The organism is Flavobacterium piscinae (assembly GCF_004122145.1).
Classification (GTDB): Bacteria; Bacteroidota; Bacteroidia; order Flavobacteriales; family Flavobacteriaceae; genus Flavobacterium; species Flavobacterium piscinae.
In genome coordinates this window covers 99,662-118,403 of the sequence record NZ_SBKQ01000011.1, presented here as the reverse complement: position 1 = coordinate 118,403, position 18,742 = coordinate 99,662, and the positions used below count along the sequence as shown (strand labels likewise).

Annotated in this window: 17 protein-coding genes; 10 read left to right on the top strand and 7 right to left on the bottom strand. The window is 35.9% G+C overall.

Annotation, left to right across the window (positions count from 1 at the left end):
* The first annotated feature begins 18 nt into the window (after window positions 1-18).
* The 6 genes from EQG68_RS11445 to EQG68_RS11420 all read left to right on the top strand — a co-directional run bounded on the left by EQG68_RS11445 (window position 19) and on the right by EQG68_RS11420 (window position 7,985).
* A complete protein-coding gene (locus EQG68_RS11445) occupies window positions 19-1,206 on the top strand; it encodes an aspartate aminotransferase family protein (protein ID WP_129465019.1) in 1,188 nt (395 codons plus the stop codon).
* 142 nt (window positions 1,207-1,348) lie between these two features.
* On the top strand, window positions 1,349-2,746 hold the full coding sequence (locus tag EQG68_RS11440) for a tetratricopeptide repeat protein (RefSeq protein ID WP_129465018.1): 1,398 nt from the start codon (window positions 1,349-1,351) through the stop codon (window positions 2,744-2,746).
* Window positions 2,747-2,817: 71 nt separating this feature from the next.
* Window positions 2,818-3,783 carry a DUF368 domain-containing protein gene (locus tag EQG68_RS11435; protein WP_129465017.1) on the top strand — a complete coding sequence of 322 codons (966 nt, stop codon included), beginning with the start codon at window positions 2,818-2,820 and terminating at the stop codon, window positions 3,781-3,783.
* Window positions 3,784-4,797, top strand: a complete 1,014-nt coding sequence (locus EQG68_RS11430; RefSeq protein ID WP_129465016.1) for a DUF368 domain-containing protein — start codon at window positions 3,784-3,786, stop codon at window positions 4,795-4,797.
* Window positions 4,772-5,527 carry a shikimate dehydrogenase family protein gene (locus EQG68_RS11425; RefSeq protein ID WP_129465015.1) on the top strand — a complete coding sequence of 252 codons (756 nt, stop codon included), beginning with the start codon at window positions 4,772-4,774 and terminating at the stop codon, window positions 5,525-5,527. Before EQG68_RS11430 ends, EQG68_RS11425 begins: the two co-directional genes overlap by 26 nt.
* A gap of 442 nt (window positions 5,528-5,969) precedes the next feature.
* A complete protein-coding gene (locus tag EQG68_RS11420) occupies window positions 5,970-7,985 on the top strand; it encodes a DUF349 domain-containing protein (RefSeq protein WP_129465014.1) in 2,016 nt (671 codons plus the stop codon).
* 47 nt (window positions 7,986-8,032) lie between these two features.
* Here EQG68_RS11420 and EQG68_RS11415 read toward each other — a convergent pair whose 3' ends face one another.
* The 4 genes from EQG68_RS11415 to EQG68_RS11400 form a co-directional block, all read right to left on the bottom strand.
* Entirely contained in the window at window positions 8,033-8,638 is a 606-nt protein-coding gene (locus tag EQG68_RS11415) for a LysE family translocator (RefSeq protein ID WP_129465013.1), read from the bottom strand.
* Window positions 8,639-8,705: 67 nt separating this feature from the next.
* A complete protein-coding gene (locus EQG68_RS11410) occupies window positions 8,706-9,725 on the bottom strand; it encodes a quinone-dependent dihydroorotate dehydrogenase (RefSeq protein ID WP_129465012.1) in 1,020 nt (339 codons plus the stop codon).
* Window positions 9,726-9,762: 37 nt separating this feature from the next.
* Window positions 9,763-10,887 carry a cysteine desulfurase family protein gene (locus tag EQG68_RS11405; RefSeq protein ID WP_129465011.1) on the bottom strand — a complete coding sequence of 375 codons (1,125 nt, stop codon included), beginning with the start codon at window positions 10,885-10,887 and terminating at the stop codon, window positions 9,763-9,765.
* A gap of 147 nt (window positions 10,888-11,034) precedes the next feature.
* A complete protein-coding gene (locus tag EQG68_RS11400; protein WP_129465010.1) occupies window positions 11,035-13,131 on the bottom strand; it encodes a glycoside hydrolase family 97 protein in 2,097 nt (698 codons plus the stop codon).
* Between the two features lie 66 nt (window positions 13,132-13,197).
* Between EQG68_RS11400 and EQG68_RS11395 the strand changes: the two genes are divergently transcribed.
* Window positions 13,198-14,295 carry a hypothetical protein gene (locus EQG68_RS11395; protein WP_164975443.1) on the top strand — a complete coding sequence of 366 codons (1,098 nt, stop codon included), beginning with the start codon at window positions 13,198-13,200 and terminating at the stop codon, window positions 14,293-14,295.
* A gap of 3 nt (window positions 14,296-14,298) precedes the next feature.
* Here the strand turns inward: EQG68_RS11395 and EQG68_RS11390 are convergent, their stop codons facing one another.
* Complete coding sequence (locus tag EQG68_RS11390) at window positions 14,299-14,856, bottom strand: Smr/MutS family protein (protein ID WP_164975442.1); 558 nt, start codon at window positions 14,854-14,856, stop codon at window positions 14,299-14,301.
* The gene (locus tag EQG68_RS11385) at window positions 14,846-15,028 is read right to left on the bottom strand and encodes a hypothetical protein (protein WP_129465007.1); all 183 of its coding nucleotides are present in this window, start codon (window positions 15,026-15,028) and stop codon (window positions 14,846-14,848) included. Before EQG68_RS11385 ends, EQG68_RS11390 begins: the two co-directional genes overlap by 11 nt.
* Before the next feature lie 103 nt (window positions 15,029-15,131).
* On the opposite strand from EQG68_RS11385, the gene EQG68_RS11380 reads away from it, so the two are divergent.
* Complete coding sequence (locus EQG68_RS11380) at window positions 15,132-15,410, top strand: DUF2752 domain-containing protein (RefSeq protein WP_129465006.1); 279 nt, start codon at window positions 15,132-15,134, stop codon at window positions 15,408-15,410.
* Between the two features lie 26 nt (window positions 15,411-15,436).
* Entirely contained in the window at window positions 15,437-15,763 is a 327-nt protein-coding gene (locus EQG68_RS11375; protein ID WP_129465005.1) for a CCC motif membrane protein, read from the top strand.
* A gap of 50 nt (window positions 15,764-15,813) precedes the next feature.
* Here EQG68_RS11375 and rocD read toward each other — a convergent pair whose 3' ends face one another.
* Window positions 15,814-17,097 carry an ornithine--oxo-acid transaminase gene (gene rocD / locus EQG68_RS11370; RefSeq protein WP_129465004.1) on the bottom strand — a complete coding sequence of 428 codons (1,284 nt, stop codon included), beginning with the start codon at window positions 17,095-17,097 and terminating at the stop codon, window positions 15,814-15,816.
* Between the two features lie 181 nt (window positions 17,098-17,278).
* Here rocD and EQG68_RS11365 point away from each other — a divergent pair, with 181 nt between their 5' ends.
* The gene (locus EQG68_RS11365) at window positions 17,279-18,712 is read left to right on the top strand and encodes an SLC13 family permease (protein WP_129465003.1); all 1,434 of its coding nucleotides are present in this window, start codon (window positions 17,279-17,281) and stop codon (window positions 18,710-18,712) included.
* Window positions 18,713-18,742 lie beyond the last annotated feature (30 nt).

The window sequence follows — 18,742 nt, the reverse complement described above, 5'->3', positions numbered from 1 at the left end:
CTATACCCTTTTACCATAATGAAAGAAGATTTCCTTAAATACCAAGCCCAAACTTCCCCCTATCCGCTTGCGATGGAAGTTTCGCATGCCAAAGGAAGTTATATTTATGACACCCATAACAAAAAATATTTAGATTTTGTCGCCGGTGTTTCAGCGTGCAGTTTGGGACATCAACATCCGAGAGTAAACCAAGCCATCAAAGACCAACTAGACCAGTATTCACATGTGATGGTGTACGGCGAATATGCTCAACACCCGGCTGTTGAATTCTGTAAACTTTTGGCAGCAAATATGCCGGAACCACTCAACAAAACTTACTTAGTCAATTCCGGAACCGAAGCCACCGAAGGGGCGTTAAAACTCGTCCGTCGAGTTACGGGCAGAAGTCAATTGATTTCTTGTTATAATGCCTATCATGGCAACACGATAGGCTCCATGAGTGTCATGGGTTTTGAAGAACGCAAACAAGTTTTTCGTCCACTTATTCCCGATGTAGATTTTATTACGTTTAATAATTTGGATGACATTCAAAAAATTACCACCAAAACCGCAGGCGTCATTGTAGAAAGTATTCAAGGAGGAGCCGGATTCATTCAACCGGAAAATGGATTTTTAACCAAAGTCAAGCAACGTTGTGAAGAAGTCGGTGCGTTGATGATTATCGATGAGATTCAACCCGGCTTTGGTAGAACCGGAAAAATGTTCGGTTTTGAAAACTATAATGTGGTTCCCGACGTAGTTATTATGGGCAAAGGAATGGGTGGCGGAATGCCGGTTGGTGCTTTTACGGCCAGAGCGGAATACATGGATTTGTTAAGTCATGATCCAAAATTAGGTCATATAACCACTTTTGGCGGACATCCTGTCATAGCAGCCGCTTGTTTGGCAACCCTTCGGGAAGTCACTGAAACCAACCTAATGGCTCAAACGTTGGAAAAAGAAAAACTGTTCAGACAACTTTTGGTACATCCTTTGATAAAAGAAATAAGAGGAAAAGGATTAATGTTGGCCGCAATGGTGGAAACACCGGAAATTACCAATGAAGTGATTTTCAAATGCCAAGACAAAGGTTTAATTCTTTTTTGGTTGCTGTTTGAAGGAAAAGCAATCCGAATTACACCACCCTTAACCATTTCTGAAGAAGAAATTAGAGAAGGTTGCAGCATTTTATTAGAAGCTTTAGAAGAACTAAGGACTAAGAACTAAGGACTAACCACTAAGGACTAAGGACTAAGAACTAAGAACCAAAAAAACTGTTAATTAAATTGTTTACAACAATTCCATAAAAAAATAGAATCAGAGCAATCCTTTCCTAATTTAGAGAAGGATAATTTTAAAACAATCGAGTATGCATTTAAGTCACGAAGAAGACGATTACAACGTATCCTTATCGAGATTTGAATCGATGTTGAAAACCAATAAAGTTTTCTTTTTCGATTCCGAGGAATTTGAAGAAATTATTCTTCACTATCTCGATATGGGTAAAGCATCTCTGGCCAAAAAAGCCTTGAAATTAGCTCTCGAACAACACCCAAGATCAACCGGTTTAAAACTGGTTCAGATTGAAATGTTGATTTATGACGACAAACTTGATGCAGCTGAAAAAATGCTCAACGAGTTGTATGCCATTGAACCCCACAATGAAGAGATTTACATCCAAAAAGCAAACATCTATTCCAAACGTGACCAACACGAAAAAGCAATCGAGGAATTGGAAAAAGCATTACAATTTACCGATGATTATGCCGATGTGTACAATTTAATGGGAATGGAATACCTCTTCATGGACAACCTGGAATTGGCAAAACACAATTTCATTAAATGTTTAGAAGTAGATGTCGAAGACCAAGCTGCCTTGTATAATGTTGTCTATTGTTTTGAATTTCTCGACCAACAACAAGAGGCAATTGCTTACTTAGAAAAGTACATCGATAAAAATCCATACAGCGAAATCGCTTGGCACCAACAAGGGAGATTGAGTTACAGCATCAAAAACTACGAAAATGCGTTGCGTTGTTTTGATTATGCCACCTTAATTGACGACGAATTTATTGGTGCCTTCATGGAAAAAGGGAAATCACTCGAAAAACTAAAACGTTTTGAAGAAGCCATAGAAGCCTACGAACGGACCATCGAATTAGAAGACCCTACCTCCTATGCGTTATTACGAATAGGCAAATGCCATGAAAAGTTAGGCAACAAAGCCGAAGCCATCAAGTTTTACAACAAAACCGTTCATGAAGATCCATTGTTAGACAAAGGTTGGATTGCCATAACTGATTTTTACATTCGTTTAAAAAACTTTCAAAAAGCCTTGTTTTATGTCAACAAAGCCTTGGCCATTGACAATGAAAACCAATTGTATTGGAAACGCTATGCCACCATTAACCGCAATATGAATTTTTATGAAGAAGCGGAATTTGGTTATCGAAAAGCAGTTGAATTTGGCGATGCTCATTTAGACACGTGGTTGTTTTGGATTGATATTCTTCAATTTTTAGGAGAGTTTGACAGTGCCATTCAAACGTTATTGCAAGCTTCCGAATTTTTCCCGGACGAATATCAAATAGAATACCGTTTAGCAGGAATGTACTATATGTTACAACAAAATGACAAAGGCAAGTTTCACCTAACCAACGGTTTGCAACTGAACGCCAATAACAGAACATTAATGGAAGAATTGTTTCCTGTTGTTTGGAATAAAAAAATAGTGCAAAATGTAATTTCAAAACATGTAAAATCTTAGCCTAATTTCCAACTTAATTATAAAATTTTCCCTAATTTGCGTTCCGTTTCAATAGGCGGAACGCTTTTTTTATGAGAAAACTTTTTCCCGATTATTTCTTTATAACCCTCAAAGGCATGGCGATGGGTGCTGCCGATGTAGTTCCCGGTGTTTCCGGTGGAACAATTGCTTTTATTTCCGGTATTTATCAAGAGTTAATTGACACCATCAACAAAGTAGATTTTTCTTTTTTTTCATCATGGAAAAAAAACGGATTCAAAATCGCTTGGCAACAAATTAATGGAAGTTTTCTGTTGGCACTTTTGAGCGGAATTGCCCTTAGCATATTATCCCTCTCCAAAGTCATTACCCATCTTTTGGAAACGCAGCCCATCTTGGTATGGTCGTTTTTCTTTGGATTAGTAATTGCCAGCATCTTTTTTGTGGGGAAACAAATTACTAAATTTAATCTTGCCGCATGGCTAACTTTTATCATCGGAACAGCTCTTTCCTACTATATCACTATTGCCGAACCAATTGCCTCACCGGATAGTTATTTTTATCTATTCATTTCCGGATTTATAGCCATTATTGCAATGATTTTACCCGGCGTTTCCGGTGCGTTTATTTTACTGTTAATGGGTTCTTATGCTGTTGTAATCGGGACAATTAACCAATTTAGAGAAGCCTTAATTGGATTCAACTTGCAGCTTCTTGGACAAGCTGTTTTAAAATTAGGTACCTTTGCTATTGGTGCTATTTTAGGACTCAAATTGTTTTCAAAAGTATTGCATTGGATGTTTGACAACCAACGAAATGCTACGTTGGCATTGCTCACCGGATTTATGTTGGGTTCGCTCAACAAAGTGTGGCCATGGAAAAAAGTTTTGTCAACCCGAATTGATTCACACGGAAACGAAGTACCATTTATGGAAAAAAGCATTCTTCCACAGTATTTTGAAGGCGAAAATCACTTAATGATGGCTATTGTGTTGATGGTTTTCGGATTTTTGACTATATTTATTCTGGAAAAAGCAGCCGTTAAATTCGCTAAATAAATGCAAGTCCAACGTTCCCTTTCCGATAAAATTTTTCTTGTCCTAAAAGGGATTGCAATGGGTTTGGCCAATAAAATCCCGGGAGTTTCCGGTGGTGTTGTAGCTTTTGTGGCAGGTTTTTATGAAGAGTTTATTTATTCGTTTAAACGAGTCAACAAAACGGCATTCAAATTTTTAATTGCCGGAAGATTCAAAAGTTTATACCGCTACATCAACGGACCGTTTTTGTCCTTGTTAATTCTTGGTATCATCATAAGCTTCTTTAGTATTTCCAAAATTTTGGATTTTTTACTTACCCGTTATGAGATTCAAGTGTGGGCTTGTTTTTTTGGGATGATTATTGGTTCCATTTATTACATCAACAAAGATTTTGAAGGTACTTGGACAAAAACGGCACGAACAGCACTAATTGTTGGAGCTTTACTCGGCATCGGTATTAGTTTTTTTGATCCGGCTACCGAAAATTCAAATCTTCTTTTCGTTTTTCTATGTGGCATTATTAGTGTTTCCGGAATGACTTTACCCGGTCTTTCCGGTTCCTTCATCATGATGTTGATGGGCAATTACGTCTTACTTTTAGTTGATTCAGTTAATTCCTTATACGACACGATTGCTGATATTCTCGTAGGCGATTTTAGTTTTGTTAATGATACCGGACGTATACATTTACTAAAAGTTTTGGTTTCGTTTACACTGGGTTCCCTAACAGGATTAGTTACATTTTCAAATTTATTGAGTTATTTAATAAAACATTTCAAAAAAGTCACTTATGCTTCTATTCTGGGCTTTATCATTGGCTCATTAGGAGTAGTTTGGCCATGGAAACATAAAATTTATGCAACACAAAACGGCAACCTGCTTGTTGATAGAAACGGGAATCATATTGTAGCCACCTATAAACGCTATTTACCCGAAATGTCAGCCGACACTTTATGGGCTGTTTTTTATATATTTGTTGGTATTGTATTAGTATTAGGCTTAGAATGGTATGGAGCACGCACTCGAAAAAAATAGGCTTTACGGTTTAATTGGAAAGAACATTAGTTACTCTTTTTCTAAAAAATATTTTAATGACAAATTTGAAAAAGAAGAACTGACCGGTTGTTTTTATGAAAATTTTGACCTGCAAGCCATCAACCAATTCCCTAAAATTATTCGAGAAAATCCAAATTTAAGAGGTTTGAATGTTACTATTCCTTATAAAGAAAAAATCATACCTTATCTCGATAAATTGGATGAAAATGCTTCAAAAATTGGTGCGGTTAATTGCATAAAAATCACAAAGAAAGGAAAGATAAAAGGGTATAACACGGATTATTATGGTTTCAAAAAATCATTAGAACCTTTGTTACAATCGCATCATCAAAAAGCTTTAATCCTGGGAACCGGTGGAGCTTCCAAAGCAGTCGCTTTTGCGTTGGAGAAATTGGGTATTTTATACACATTTGTTTCAAGAAGCAAAAAAGAAAATGCCTTGGATTATAAATACATCAATGCCACTACCTTCGATAATTACCAAATAATAATCAACTGCACCCCACTTGGAACGCACCCGAACGTAGAGGAATTCCCTCCAATTCTGTATGAATTTTTCACGAAAGAACATATCGCCTTTGATTTAATCTATAATCCCGAAGAAACTGAATTCCTAAAACGTGCCAAAGCCAAAAATGCTGTCACCAAAAACGGTTATGAAATGCTGGTGTTTCAGGCTGAAAAAGGGTGGAAAATTTGGAATAAATAGAGTTAGTTTTTGTTTCAAGTTTAATGTTACAAGTTGCTGAACCTGAAACCTGAAACTTTTCAATCGCATCGCTTTTTTTAAAAGCACACGGATTAAACAGATAAAACTGATTTTCATGGATTTTGATAGCTTTGCTATGGTGGATTTTCAAGGATACGCTTTGAGAACATTTTCATTTGAACAAATCTCAAACTTGAAACCTGAAACTTGAAACCCAACTACATTTCCCTCCTTGCCCCGAAAGGAGCGGCATCCTTTGTGGAGTCCCGATAGCTAAAGGAGAGCAAAAAACAGAGCGGATTGCGGGAAAATGGTTGGCTGAAAATGCCCGAGCCATTCGCTTCAAAAAACTAAAAACAACTTTAAAAGTGTGATTCCTTTGAATTTTGCGAACACTTTATTATCTTTCGCCTTTATTATATGAACCTTAAACATTTGTTCGATGTTAGAAGAAAAGAATGATAACCTGTCGCCAATTGAGAATGAGACAGATGGAAACCAAGAAAACGTTTTAAATAACGAAATCAAAGAAACTGCTGAAACCGTTTCGGAAGAAGTTGAAACCGCTCCGTTAACTTCCGTAGAGGAAGAAGTGGTGGTGGAAATCTCTCCCGAAGAATTGGCTGATGACAGTCCGATGACCGAAAGTGAACATCAAAAAGCATTGAATGCCATTGATGATTCGAATGCGGAAGAAAGCGAGGATGAAACGTTGAAAGACCGCCACAACATTCCTTTATTGGATTATCATGCCATGTCGATGGAAACGTTGGTGGATGAACTGGAAAAACTTTCTACGGTTGAAAAAGTCATGTCGATCAAAGAACATGTTGAGGAAATTAAAAAAGAATTTTTATCGAAATACAATCATTTTATTGATGAAAAAAGGGATGAGTTTTTAGCTGAAAATCCGGATTCTACAGAGGATTTTGAATATCATTTGCCTTTAAAACCAAAATTTGATTCGCTCTACAAACTCATTAAAGGAAAGCAAAACGCTCACTTTAAAAGTTTGCAAAACAATTTACAAGCTAATTTGAACAGAAGATTAGCAATTGTGGAAGAAATTAAAAACCTCATCAATCCGCAAGAAAACATTAAAGATACGTTGAAACACTTTAATGAATTGCGTGATGAATGGAGAAATATTGGTCCAATCCCGCGAGACAAATACAACCATGTGTGGAATAACTATCATTTTCATGTAGAAAATTTTTATGATTATCTGCACTTAGATCGCGAAGCAAGGGATTTAGATTTTAAACACAATTTGGAGCAAAAACAAAAAATTATAGCTCGTGTAGAAGAATTGGTAAACGAAGAAGACATAACCAAAGCCTTCCGTGAACTACAAGATTTGCACCGTATTTGGAAAGAAGAAATCGGACCGGTAGACAGAGAACACCGTGAAGAGATTTGGAATCAATTTAGTGCATTAACGAAGCAAATGCATGACAAACGCGAAAGTTTGTTTGCTAATCAACGTGAAAAAGAAGTTGCCAATTTAGAGCGAAAAAAAGCCATTATTGCCGAAATTGAAGAATTAGCAAAAGTGGAAGTAACCGCTCATTCACAATGGCAAGGATATATAGAAAAAGTAGAAAAACTCAGAAATGACTTCTTTTCTGCCGGTAAAGTACCCAGTGAAGTGAATGAAGATACGTGGGCTGAGTTTAAGACTGCCGTTCGCAATTTCAATTCGCACAAAAATGCTTTTTATAAAGACATTAAAAAGGAACAAAGCGATAATTTAAATAAAAAATTAGCTTTGGTTGAAAAAGCAAAAGCGATGAGTACAAGTGAAGATTTTGCTGCTACAACACCGCTTATGAAACAAATTCAAGAGGAATGGAAACAAATAGGTCATGTTCCTCGTAAATATTCCGATAAGATTTGGAAAGAATTCAAAGAGGCTTGTAATCACTATTTCGATCGAATGAAAGCCACGAGAAACGAAGCAAATTCAGAGGAAATTGAAGCCTTTGACAAGAAAAAAGCTTATTTGGATTCCATGAAAGATTTTGAATTAGTAGGTGATCACAAAACCGATTTAGAGGCCATCAAAGCTCACATTGAACAATGGAAATCGTTTGGTAAAGTACCTTTTTCCAGAAGACATATTGAAGGAAAGTTTAATAAGATTTTGGATGCCTTGTTTGAAAAATTAAGTTTGAGCAAAAAAGAAGGCGATATGATGCGTTTTTCCAACAAATTAGAGCAACTAGCCGGTTCGGATGACAGCAGAAAATTGGAAGGCGAAAAAATATTTATCATACGTAAAATTGATGAAATTCAATCTGAAATTTTTCAGTTAGAAAACAACATTCAGTTTTTTACAAATGCTAAAAAAGACAATCCGCTTGTGAAAGAAGTATTAAAAAACATCGAAAAGCATAAAGACGAATTGGAAACTTGGAAAGACAAGTTGAAACAATTGCGAAATTTATCGCAAGAATAAAAAAAATATTTTCATAAAAAAACCATTCTGACTCAGAATGGTTTTTTTTATATCAAAATCAGCACAGCGATTAGTATGAAAACCACAATTTGAAACCATTTTAAAAAAACGGAAAATGTGTTGTTATTTCGGATGAAAACAGTAAGCTTATCCGCTAAAATACTTACCAAAGAAAAAATCACAAAAGCTTGTAGCATAAATAAAAAGCCAAGTAAATAAATTTGCTGTGTTACATTGCCTAATTTTTCATCGATAAAACCCGGAAAGAAAGCTAAGAAAAACAAAGTCACTTTCGGGTTGAGCACATTCATTATAAAACCTTGTTTGAATAATGAAAATAAGGACTTCTTTTTGCTAATATTCGATTTTAAATTAATGGAAGCCGGTGCTTTATACACTTGAAAAGCAATCCAAAGTAAATAACAAGCACCTAGAATTTTGATTCCCGTAAAGATTATTTCAGATTGTTTAATTATGGCGGAAATTCCTAAAGCAATTAATGTCGTATGCACCAAAATACCGGAAACCAAACCGGCCGCTGTGGCTATTCCGAACTTTTTTCCATTGGAAATACTTTGCGTCAAGACGTATAAAATATCCGGTCCGGGAGAGAGTGTTAGGGCGATGGATGCGAGGAGGAATGTAGTAAACATAGTTTGCAGTTTGCAGTCGCAGTATTCAGTCAGGGTTTAGTCAACAAACAACTGAAAAAAAACAACTTTAATTATTACTTAAAATCCGCTCATTAATTTCCTTAATCAACTTCGGCCCTTCATAAATAAAACCGGTGTAAAGCTGCACCAAACTTGCTCCGGCATTCAACTTTTCGATTGCATCATCGGCAGAATGAATTCCACCCACACCAATAATTGGAAAGGATTTATTGCTTTTCTCACTCAAAAAACGAATCACTTCAGTGGAACGGTTGGTTAATGGCTTTCCGCTCAGTCCACCCATTTCAGATTTATTCTCCGATTGTAAACCTTCGCGGGAAAGCGTTGTATTGGTCGCAATTACTCCGGCTATTTTGGTTTCATTGACAATGTCAATAATATCCAACAATTGTTCATTGGTTAAATCCGGTGCAATCTTGAGTAAGATTGGTTTTTGTTTCGGTTTTTGTGAATTCAGATTCTGAAGCGTTTGCAATAATTGCGTCAATGGTTCTTTTTCTTGTAACGCTCGCAAATTAGGTGTGTTGGGCGAACTTACATTCACCACAAAATAATCAACGTGTGGAAATAACGCTTCAAAACAAATTTCGTAATCGGAAGTAGCTTCTTCGTTAGGTGTATTTTTATTTTTTCCAATATTTCCACCAATTAAAACGCCATTATTTTTTTTTAATCGTTCCACCGCCTCCAAAACACCGCCATTATTGAAACCCATACGGTTTATGATGGCTGAATCTTCTTTTAGGCGAAACAAACGCTTTTTAGGGTTTCCTTCTTGAGGTTTTGGGGTTAAGGTACCTATTTCAATAAAACCAAAACCAAAATTGGACAATTCTTGATATAATTTGGCATCTTTATCAAAACCGGCTGCCAAACCAACCGGATTTTTAAACTTCAAACCAAATACTTCTCGTTCTAATTTAGGATTTTTCACTTCATAAATCGATTGAAAAAGTAATCCAAAACCGGGAATTTTATTTAAAACCCGAATGAGTGAAAACGTAAAATGGTGTACTTGTTCCGGATCGAAACAAAATAAAATAGGTCGAATTAATAATTTATACATGTGGGTTGTGTTGTTGAGCAAAAATAATCATTCTGACTTACATCGCTGCCAAACACGAAATAAAATAATCGATTTCTTCTTTGGTGTTTTGATGATTGAACGAAATGCGAAGACTTGGCTTTTTGAGTTCATCTTCCGATAAAATTTCGGCTAACACATGCGAAGGTTTGATACTTCCCGACTGGCAAGCACTTCCTCGCGAAGCAGCAATTCCTTTCATGTCCAATTCAAATAAAATCATCGTTGTTTTTTCCGGAGCGAAGGGTAATTGAATATTCAAGATAGAATAAAAGGTCTCCAATCCACCGTTGAATTTTATGGAAGGAAATTGTTGTGCTAATTTTTCTATTGTATATTTCTTTAACTCAAAAATGGCACTTCTTTCCGTATCCAAATGATGATAAGCCATTTCTAAGGCTTTGGCCATCCCGGCAATTTGATGAACGGCCTCGGTTCCGGCACGAAGGCCTTTTTCCTGTTCACCACCAAAAATCATGGGTGAAATGATGGTGTTTTTCTTTACAAAAGTAAAACCAATTCCTTTTGGACCATTGAATTTGTGTGCACTCGCAACTAAAAAATCAACCTTGATTTCTTGTAAATCGATTTCCGTTTTACCGATAGATTGCACGGTATCAGAGTGAAAATAGGCATTTGCGGATTTGCACAACTCGCCTACCCGATTCAAATCTAACACTACTCCGGTTTCGTTATTCACGTGCATGAGACTTACTAAAGTAGGTTTTGTATCTTCCAATAAAGTAGCTAATTGCAAATAATCAATATGGCCGTTAGGAAAGATGGTTAGGAATTCAACTTCTATTCCAAACTCTTTTTGTAATTCTAAAATAGGATACAAAACGGCATGATGCTCAATTTTGGTTGAAATAATTCGTTTAACACCCATTTTAGCAACTGCATTTCGCAGAATCCAGTTATTAGCTTCGGTTCCTGAAGAAGTGAAAATGATTTCTTGTGCGGAACAATTTAAGTGTTTGGCTATACTTTTTCTAGCCGATTCCAAAATCACTTTTGCACCTCGTCCGAAACTGTGTGTGGAAGATGGATTACCGAATTCGGTTTGCATCACATTGGCCATTACCTGAATTACTTCGGGGCGTATGGGAGTTGTGGAGGCGTTATCGAGGTATATTTTGTTCATTTTTTTCTATAATTATTTCTTGTAAATGGAACACGGATTTAACAGATTAGCTACGCTAAACGCGGATTTAAGCGGATTTTGATAGCTTCGCTATATTGGATTTGAACGGATTTTGTCCCATTACCAATCACCTTTAACCTATTCCCATTACATAGGAAAGAAACTAATTGCCGTTCCGCCACCGGCTGCTAAATTTAATTTTAATTTGGATTTAGCAGTTACTTCGATGGTTTTAATGGAATACGCTTTTGGATTTTTCTCCCAATGAGCGTCTTTTCCGTCTTGGTAAATGGTGGCTTTGTATTTTTTTCCGGGTGTTAAAAAGTCTAAGGCTATTTCTGTATTTCTAGGATTTTCATCGGTAATAGCTCCTAAAAACCAGGATTCTTTTCCTTTTGCTTTACGAGCGATAGAGACATAATCGCCGGGTTCTGCTTCTAAAATCTCCGTTTTATCCCAATCTACTTCCACATCCTTAATAAATTGAAAAGCATCTAAATGGCGTTCGTAATTTTCAGGCAAGTCGGCCGCCATTTGTAGCGGACTATAAATCGTGACATACAACGCTAATTGTTTAGCCAACGTGGTGTGCACTTGCTCCTTCTTGGTGGCATCATAATGGCTCATTTTAATTTCAAAAATTCCGGGTGTATAATCCATTGGTCCGCCCAAAAAGCGTGTAAACGGCAAAATCGTTTCGTGTGCCGGTGGATTTCCCACACTCCACGCATTGAATTCGTTGCCACGAGCCGCCTCTGCCGCAATGTAATTTGGGTAAGTTCTATGGTAACCCGTTGGTCTGGATGATTCGTGTGAATTAACCATAATTTTATAATCTGCAGCTCTTTCCACTGCGTAATTGAAGTGATTTACCATTGTTTGTCCGTCGTGCCATTCTCCTCTTGGGATGATCTTTCCAACATACCCAGATTTAACTGCATCATAATTATGTTTTTTCATAAATGAAAATGCTCGGTCTAGTCTTCTTTCATAATTGGAAACAGAACCTGAGGTTTCGTGGTGCATGATCATTTTAACACCTTTGGATGCTGCATATTTTTGCACTTCTTCCACATTAAAATCGGGATAGGAAGTGACAAAATCAAAAACATTTTCTTTCCAGTTGCCAAACCAATCTTCCCAACCTACGTTCCATCCTTCCACTAAAACGCCATCAAATCCGTGTTTTGCTGCAAAATCGATGTATTTTTTTGTGTTTTCGGTGGTTGCTCCGTGTTTTCCGGTTGGTTTTAATTCGGCCTCCTGAGCCATTTGAGCGTTTTGTGAACCCGCATAATCCCAAGTGGCTTTGCCTACGTGCATTTCCCACCAAATTCCAACGTATTTCATCGGTTTTATCCAAGAAGTATCTTCAATTTTGGAGGGTTCGTTCAAATTTAAGACCATTTTGGAGGCCAAAATTATTCGAGCATCATCGCTTACCATAATCGTTCTCCATGGTGTGTTTGCAGGAGCTTGTAAATAGGCTTTATCGCCAATGGCATTGGGAACCAAATGCGATTGCATCTGAAACGATTTTGTATACACATCCAAATGCATAATCGGATAATTGACCACAGCGGCTTCAAAGATATTGAGGTATAATCCATCGGCTGATTTCATCATCACCGGCGATTGAATTCTGGATTTTGCCATAGGTCCTTTCATCCCAATTCCATTATTCATGTCTAATTTATCCACATCAATTTGGGACAATTTGGTTTCATTATAGCTATATTCTTGACTGTCATAATCTCCCGGTATCCAAAAAGCTTTATGATCTCCGGTTAATGAAAATTGCGTTTCTTCATCAGCAATAACAAAATAATTTAACTTTTCTTGGGTAGGAATTTCATATCTAAAAGCCAATCCTTCATTAAATAATCGAAAAACTAAATTCATTTTACGACCGGTGGCTTTTTGAAGAAGTTCAACAATCAATTGATTGTGCTGATCGAGAATTTCTTTTTCTTCGCCTAAAACGGGTTTCCATTTGTCTGAAAATGAAGTGGCTTTAGCATTTATTACTTCAAAACCATCCACTAAATTGTCATTATTTTTCAGCACTAATCCCAGATTACTGGGTTGAATAACGCTTTTGTTTTTATATTTTAATTGATAAGTTGGCTTCCCTAATTGATTTAGTTCGAAAATCAGTTCTAATTGATTATCAGGCGATTTTAACGTTTGACCGTTTGTAATTCCAACGAATAGTAAAGAAAAAAAGGCTATGAAATAGTTCATATTTAAATAGTTTATGAAGATATCAAAGATAAGAAATATGGTTAAAATCGTCCTAATTAAAACCAAATGCTTTTTGGAGCGATTAAAAATCCTATTTTTGCTTATAATTTTGATATTCCTATGAGAAAAATAGTTGGTTTTTTTGTGCTTCTTTTTTCGTTAAACGCATGTGATGATGGTGATTTTACTATCGAATCATTTGATTTCACTTCTGCCACAACAAATTCATGTAACAGTGGTGAATCCGGTTTTTTTATTTATAAGATTAATGATAATGAAGCATTAATTCTTCAAATTCCGGAAACTAATTTTGAGAATGAAATCACACCCACGGGCGTACCCAGAACTTTGTCGATCAACAGTACAAACAAAGTAATATACCGACTTTACAATGGTGATTTGAATACAAACGTGATTTGTAATACGATTCCACCAGCCAATCCAACGGTGACTAAAGAATGGAATGCACTTTCGGGAAACATTGAAATTAGCACTTCTGTGAACAAGGAAGTTGATGAAACCACAAACGCATCGGAAATTACAGGATACACCCATTCAATCGTTTTACGTAATGTGAATTTTGATACCGGTAACGGAAACCAACAATTGTTTACGGAATTAGTTTTTGGCGATTATGTTACTTCTTCTTTACGACAAGGCGATTTTGATGTCAATATTGCTCAATGTGGTAGTGATAATTCGTTTTTGTTTAAAATTCCGGTTATTGGTTCTTCTACGCCTGCCAATGTTCCTCCTCAAGCGATGACTTTACGCATTGATCCAAATTTATTTGTTGCTGAAGTCACACCTGAAAATCAACCAAGAACAGCTTTGATAAATGGTACATCAAATTTTTTACAACTTGTTTATTACAATGACATAATTGGCAGTGAGTTTTTGTGTGCAAGTGAAACACCTACATACCCCATTCCAATTGAAGAATTTAATGCAGAAAATGGTGTGACGGATGTAAGTGGAATAATTGAAGTAACCACAACTATTGAATATGAAATCCCGACAGATAACCAAAGTCCGGTCATCGGTCATCGTCATAAAATCATACTTAAGAATGTTACGATGACAAAAGTAAGTTCACCTGAACTACAAATATCTTTTAACTTAGGAAATGTTTATGAGTTTGGAGAATTTGTAATTCTTTTATAATAATTACAACATTTTCTTTTGGATAAAATAGACCTCGGTTGCACCCAATCCGTATTTTTGATAATTGGCATCTTGAAACGTGATGTTATCGTATCTGCCTAATAAAAAATCGAGTTCGGCTTTTAAAACACCTTCGCCAACGCCGTGTATGAAAACGATTCTGGGGATGCGATTTTTTTGAGCAAATTCAAGTTGGCGTTTGGCCGTTTCCATTTGAAGATTTAGAATATCATAGTTGTTCATTCCGCGTTTGGAAGGCACTAATTTTTCGATGTGTAAATCGACCTCCAACACAAATTCATCCTTCTTAGATTTCTTTTCTTTGGTGAAATTTCGTTTGATTGGGTCTATTTTTTCTTTGATGGCACTACTTACTTTTTCTCTTGAAATAAAACCATTTAAATCATTGGAAATGTTTTCTTTAATTAATTCGTTGACAAAATATGTCATCAAAAAACCATCTGTCGTTTCTACCTCAACTTGGTCATTTTTTATTGCTACGACCACTCCGGAAATATCTTCATCCAACGCTGCTACTCTATCTCCAATACTAAATTTCATCATCTTCTTTTTCTTGGTTTCTACTAGGTACTTTTTGCATTAATTTCATTACTCCTATCATTAAAATCACTATGGCGACCACTTTAATATAAATAGCATAATGATGCTCTTTTGGAGTGTAAAAAGCAAAAAAAACGGCAATCAACACGATAGGAATAAATAACTTTTTCATTAAGAAATTTTAGAATTCAAAGGTAAAGATTAAAATAATAATCCCGATAATGAAAATTTAATCTCTTTTTTTTGTAAAATTGTATAGTTAAAAAATATGCTTTATGGAAGAATACATGCTTCCCTGTTTATCAAAAAAACTATTTGGGGTAGATTGCTTCGGTTGTGGTATTCAACGCTCTTTGGCTTTGTTATTACAAGGAGAATTTGAAGCTGCTTTTTATATGTATCCGGCCATTTATACCATGATATTATTCTTTTTATTTATCGGAATCAGTTTGATAGACAAATCAAGGAGTTATCATAAACTAATTGTATTTTTAGGAGTGATTACAGCATTTACAATGGTATTTTCTTATTTTTATAAACTCATTTATTATTAATCAACTAACACATTAAACTTAACATTATGGAAAAACAAAAATTACCTAACCAAACGGCGATTATGATTTTAGGAATAACATCATTTATTGGCTGTTGCTGTACAAATGGTATTTTAGGACTTATTTTAGCCGGAATTGGATTGCATCTAGCCAAAAAAGATGAGAAAATGCATGCTGAAAATCCTGATATTTATGATTTAGGTTCGCTCAAAACTTGGAAAACCATTAACATCATCAGTTTAGTGATTAGTGCAATTTTTGTGCTTTACTTAATTTATTTATTAGCTACCGGAAAATTTGCTGAAAGCATGGAGCAATATGAAGAATTGATGAATCAATTACAAAATCAATAGTTTTAGAATAAAACAATAAAGTTAAAAAGCCACTGAAAAGTGGCTTTTTTTTATCTTTCAAATTCTTTTAATGTTTTGATAATTATCGAAACACAATCGAGTAACTGTTCCTCATTCATCACCAATGGAGGTGCAAAACGAATAATGTTTCCGTGTGTTGGTTTGGCTAAAAGACCGTTTTCTGCCAATTTCATACAAATATCCCATGCCGTAGAACTGTCTTCCGAATCATTGATTACAATGGCATTTAAAAGTCCTTTTCCTCTCACTAAGCTTACAATAGTACTGTTTTGAATGTATTTATTCAATTCACTTCTAAAAAGTTTACCTAAACTTCGTGCGTTTTGAATTAAGTTTTCCTCCTGGATTACCTCTAATGCGGCTGTTGCTACTGCTGCTGCCAATGGATTTCCGCCAAAAGTTGAGCCATGCTGTCCGGGTTTAATTACGTTCATCACTGCATTATCCGCCAAAACAGCAGAAACCGGATAAACTCCACCGGAAATGGCTTTCCCAAGTATTAATAAGTCAGGTTTTACATAAGTTTGCGGATTGCGTTCGCAGTTGTTTTCACAGTTGCAATTGCCACAAACAGCCAGTAAGGAACCGGTTCTGGCAATGCCGGTTTGTACTTCATCAGCAATAAAAAGGACATTATTTTGTTTACAAAGAGCTTTAGCTTTAGCAACAAACTCATCTGAAGGCACATAAACACCGGCCTCTCCTTGAATCGGTTCTACTAAAAATCCGGCAATGTTTTTATTGTTTTCTAAAACATTCTTCAATGCTTCAATATCATCATAGGGAATTTTTATAAAACCTTCCGTGTAAGGACCAAAGTTTTTACGGGCATTTTCATCATTTGAAAAAGAAATGATGGTGGTTGTTCTTCCATGAAAGTTGTTTTCACAAACCACAATTACGGCTTGGTGCTCGTCAATACCTTTCTTTTCATAAGCCCATTTGCGGCAGATTTTAAGTGCGGTTTCAACTGCTTCAGCACCGGTATTCATAGGCAGCACTTTATCAAATCCGAACAAATCGGTGATGAATTTTTCATATTTCCCCAATTTATCATTATAAAAAGCTCTTGAGGTAAGCGTTAACGTTTGTGCTTGCTCCATCAAAGCATTTACAATTTTTGGATGACAATGACCTTGATTGACAGCTGAATAAGCCGAAAGAAAGTCGTAATACTTTTTGCCTTCCACATCCCATACATAAACCCCTTTTCCTTTGCTTAACACAACCGGTAAAGGATGGTAATTGTGAGCTCCGTGTTGATCTTCTAAAGCAATTAATTCTTCTGAATTGATTTTTTCTAAAACTGACATTGTAATAAATTTTAAATGCGATACATATCAATTCCTACTTGATGGAGAGAAATCATCCAAATAAGTAACAAAAATAAGCAATATTCTTTGAAAACGTTTGCGTGAACAGTTAAAATAAAATGACATTCATCAGTTTAGTTCATCCATAATGTTAGTACATTTACTGTAAAATTTGTTCATCATGTCAGATTCAAGAAATTATTCCATTAAGCAACTGACCAAAATTCAGTTAAAAGTAGCCCGTCAAAGCCGAACTATTCTATTTTTATTTTCTGCTGTCACCTCGATGCTTTTGGTGCTTTTACTTCGTGACCCTAGTTTTACTGACACGCAAAACTACGTCATGTTTTTACTGTTTTTTTCCATTGGATTGTGGGTCACGGAAGCAATTCCGCCCTTTGCAGTGGGAATATTAATTGTAGGCTTTATGGTTTTTATAGTTGGCCAGGAAAACTCGATGGATGCTAAACGGTATGTTCAAACCTGGTCGGACGGTGTAATTTGGTTGTTCTTGGGTGGATTTTTTTTGGCAGAAGGAATGAAAAAAACCAAGTTGGATTTTCTATTGCTTAAACTTGCTGCTCCCAAATTTGGTTCACAAGCTCAATACATCACGTTAGGTTTGATGATGACTACTGCAACAATATCCATGCTTATGAGTAATACGGCTACCACTGCTATGATGATTGCTACCGTTACACCACTTTTTACACAATTAGGTAAAGACTCCAGGATATCAAAAGTGCTTTTGTTAGGTATTCCGGCAGCAGCATCAATTGGTGGAATGGGTACAATTATCGGGTCTGCTCCAAATGCAATTGCCGTGGGGGCTTTGGAAGGAATTGGTATAAAAATCACCTTTATCGAATGGATGATTATTGGTATTCCTGTTGCTTTTTTACTTACTTTAATGTTTTGGAAAATTTTAGTAATAAAATATGAAATCAAAAAAGAAAACCTTTCTCTGGACTTTCTTCAAAATGATAGTCCGTTAGAAGAAGAATATGCAGAAGAGGATAAAATTCGTAAAAGAATCGTATTGATTGTCATGGCAACAACATTAGCTTTATGGTTAACTTCTCAATGGACAAAAATACCGGTTGCTGCGGTTTCCGGCCTACCTATTGTTGCATTAACCATGTTGGGCATTATTGATGCGGACGATGTTCGTTCTTTACCTTGGGACACATTAATGTTAGTAGCAGGTGGTTTAGCATTAGGAATTGCTATTCAAGAACAGGGTTTAGCAGATTATTTTATATCTACAATCAGTTCTGTACAAATTAACTTTTATCTTTTACTCTTGCTATTTTCCATCACTACTGTTACATTATCTAATTTTATGAGCAATACGGCGGCAACAACCATTTTAATTCCGGTTGGAATATCAATGTTGAGTATAACAGAAGGAATAGACCCAATTATTCTACCTTTTGTAATTGGATTAAGTGCTTCTTGTGCCTTGTTGCTACCGGTTTCTACGCCGCCTAATGCCATTGCTTACAGTACCGGATTGATTAAACAATCCGAATTTAGAATTGGTGGATTGTTTGTTGGATTGGTTGGCCCCATCTTGATCATTACTTTTACATTACTGTATGCAATGTTAAAATAAGTAACTGAACGGGTTTTTATGTTTTATATC

Excerpts from the sequence above, each read along its gene's own strand:
- EQG68_RS11390 (WP_164975442.1), bottom strand. The coding sequence starts at position 14,856 with ATGAAATTTAGTATTGGAGATAGAGTAGCAGCGTTGGATGAAGATATT.
- EQG68_RS11375 (WP_129465005.1), top strand. The coding sequence starts at position 15,437 with ATGGAAAAACAAAAATTACCTAACCAAACGGCGATTATGATTTTAGGA.
- EQG68_RS11385 (WP_129465007.1), bottom strand. The coding sequence starts at position 15,028 with ATGAAAAAGTTATTTATTCCTATCGTGTTGATTGCCGTTTTTTTTGCT.
- EQG68_RS11410 (WP_129465012.1), bottom strand. The coding sequence starts at position 9,725 with ATGTATAAATTATTAATTCGACCTATTTTATTTTGTTTCGATCCGGAA.
- rocD (WP_129465004.1), bottom strand. The coding sequence starts at position 17,097 with ATGTCAGTTTTAGAAAAAATCAATTCAGAAGAATTAATTGCTTTAGAA.
- EQG68_RS11435 (WP_129465017.1), top strand. The coding sequence starts at position 2,818 with ATGAGAAAACTTTTTCCCGATTATTTCTTTATAACCCTCAAAGGCATG.
- EQG68_RS11445 (WP_129465019.1), top strand. The coding sequence starts at position 19 with ATGAAAGAAGATTTCCTTAAATACCAAGCCCAAACTTCCCCCTATCCG.
- EQG68_RS11440 (WP_129465018.1), top strand. The coding sequence starts at position 1,349 with ATGCATTTAAGTCACGAAGAAGACGATTACAACGTATCCTTATCGAGA.
- EQG68_RS11425 (WP_129465015.1), top strand. The coding sequence starts at position 4,772 with ATGGAGCACGCACTCGAAAAAAATAGGCTTTACGGTTTAATTGGAAAG.
- EQG68_RS11430 (WP_129465016.1), top strand. The coding sequence starts at position 3,784 with ATGCAAGTCCAACGTTCCCTTTCCGATAAAATTTTTCTTGTCCTAAAA.
- EQG68_RS11400 (WP_129465010.1), bottom strand. The coding sequence starts at position 13,131 with ATGAACTATTTCATAGCCTTTTTTTCTTTACTATTCGTTGGAATTACA.
- EQG68_RS11405 (WP_129465011.1), bottom strand. The coding sequence starts at position 10,887 with ATGAACAAAATATACCTCGATAACGCCTCCACAACTCCCATACGCCCC.
- EQG68_RS11365 (WP_129465003.1), top strand. The coding sequence starts at position 17,279 with ATGTCAGATTCAAGAAATTATTCCATTAAGCAACTGACCAAAATTCAG.
- EQG68_RS11380 (WP_129465006.1), top strand. The coding sequence starts at position 15,132 with ATGGAAGAATACATGCTTCCCTGTTTATCAAAAAAACTATTTGGGGTA.
- EQG68_RS11420 (WP_129465014.1), top strand. The coding sequence starts at position 5,970 with ATGTTAGAAGAAAAGAATGATAACCTGTCGCCAATTGAGAATGAGACA.
- EQG68_RS11415 (WP_129465013.1), bottom strand. The coding sequence starts at position 8,638 with ATGTTTACTACATTCCTCCTCGCATCCATCGCCCTAACACTCTCTCCC.
- EQG68_RS11395 (WP_164975443.1), top strand. The coding sequence starts at position 13,198 with ATGCTTTTTGGAGCGATTAAAAATCCTATTTTTGCTTATAATTTTGAT.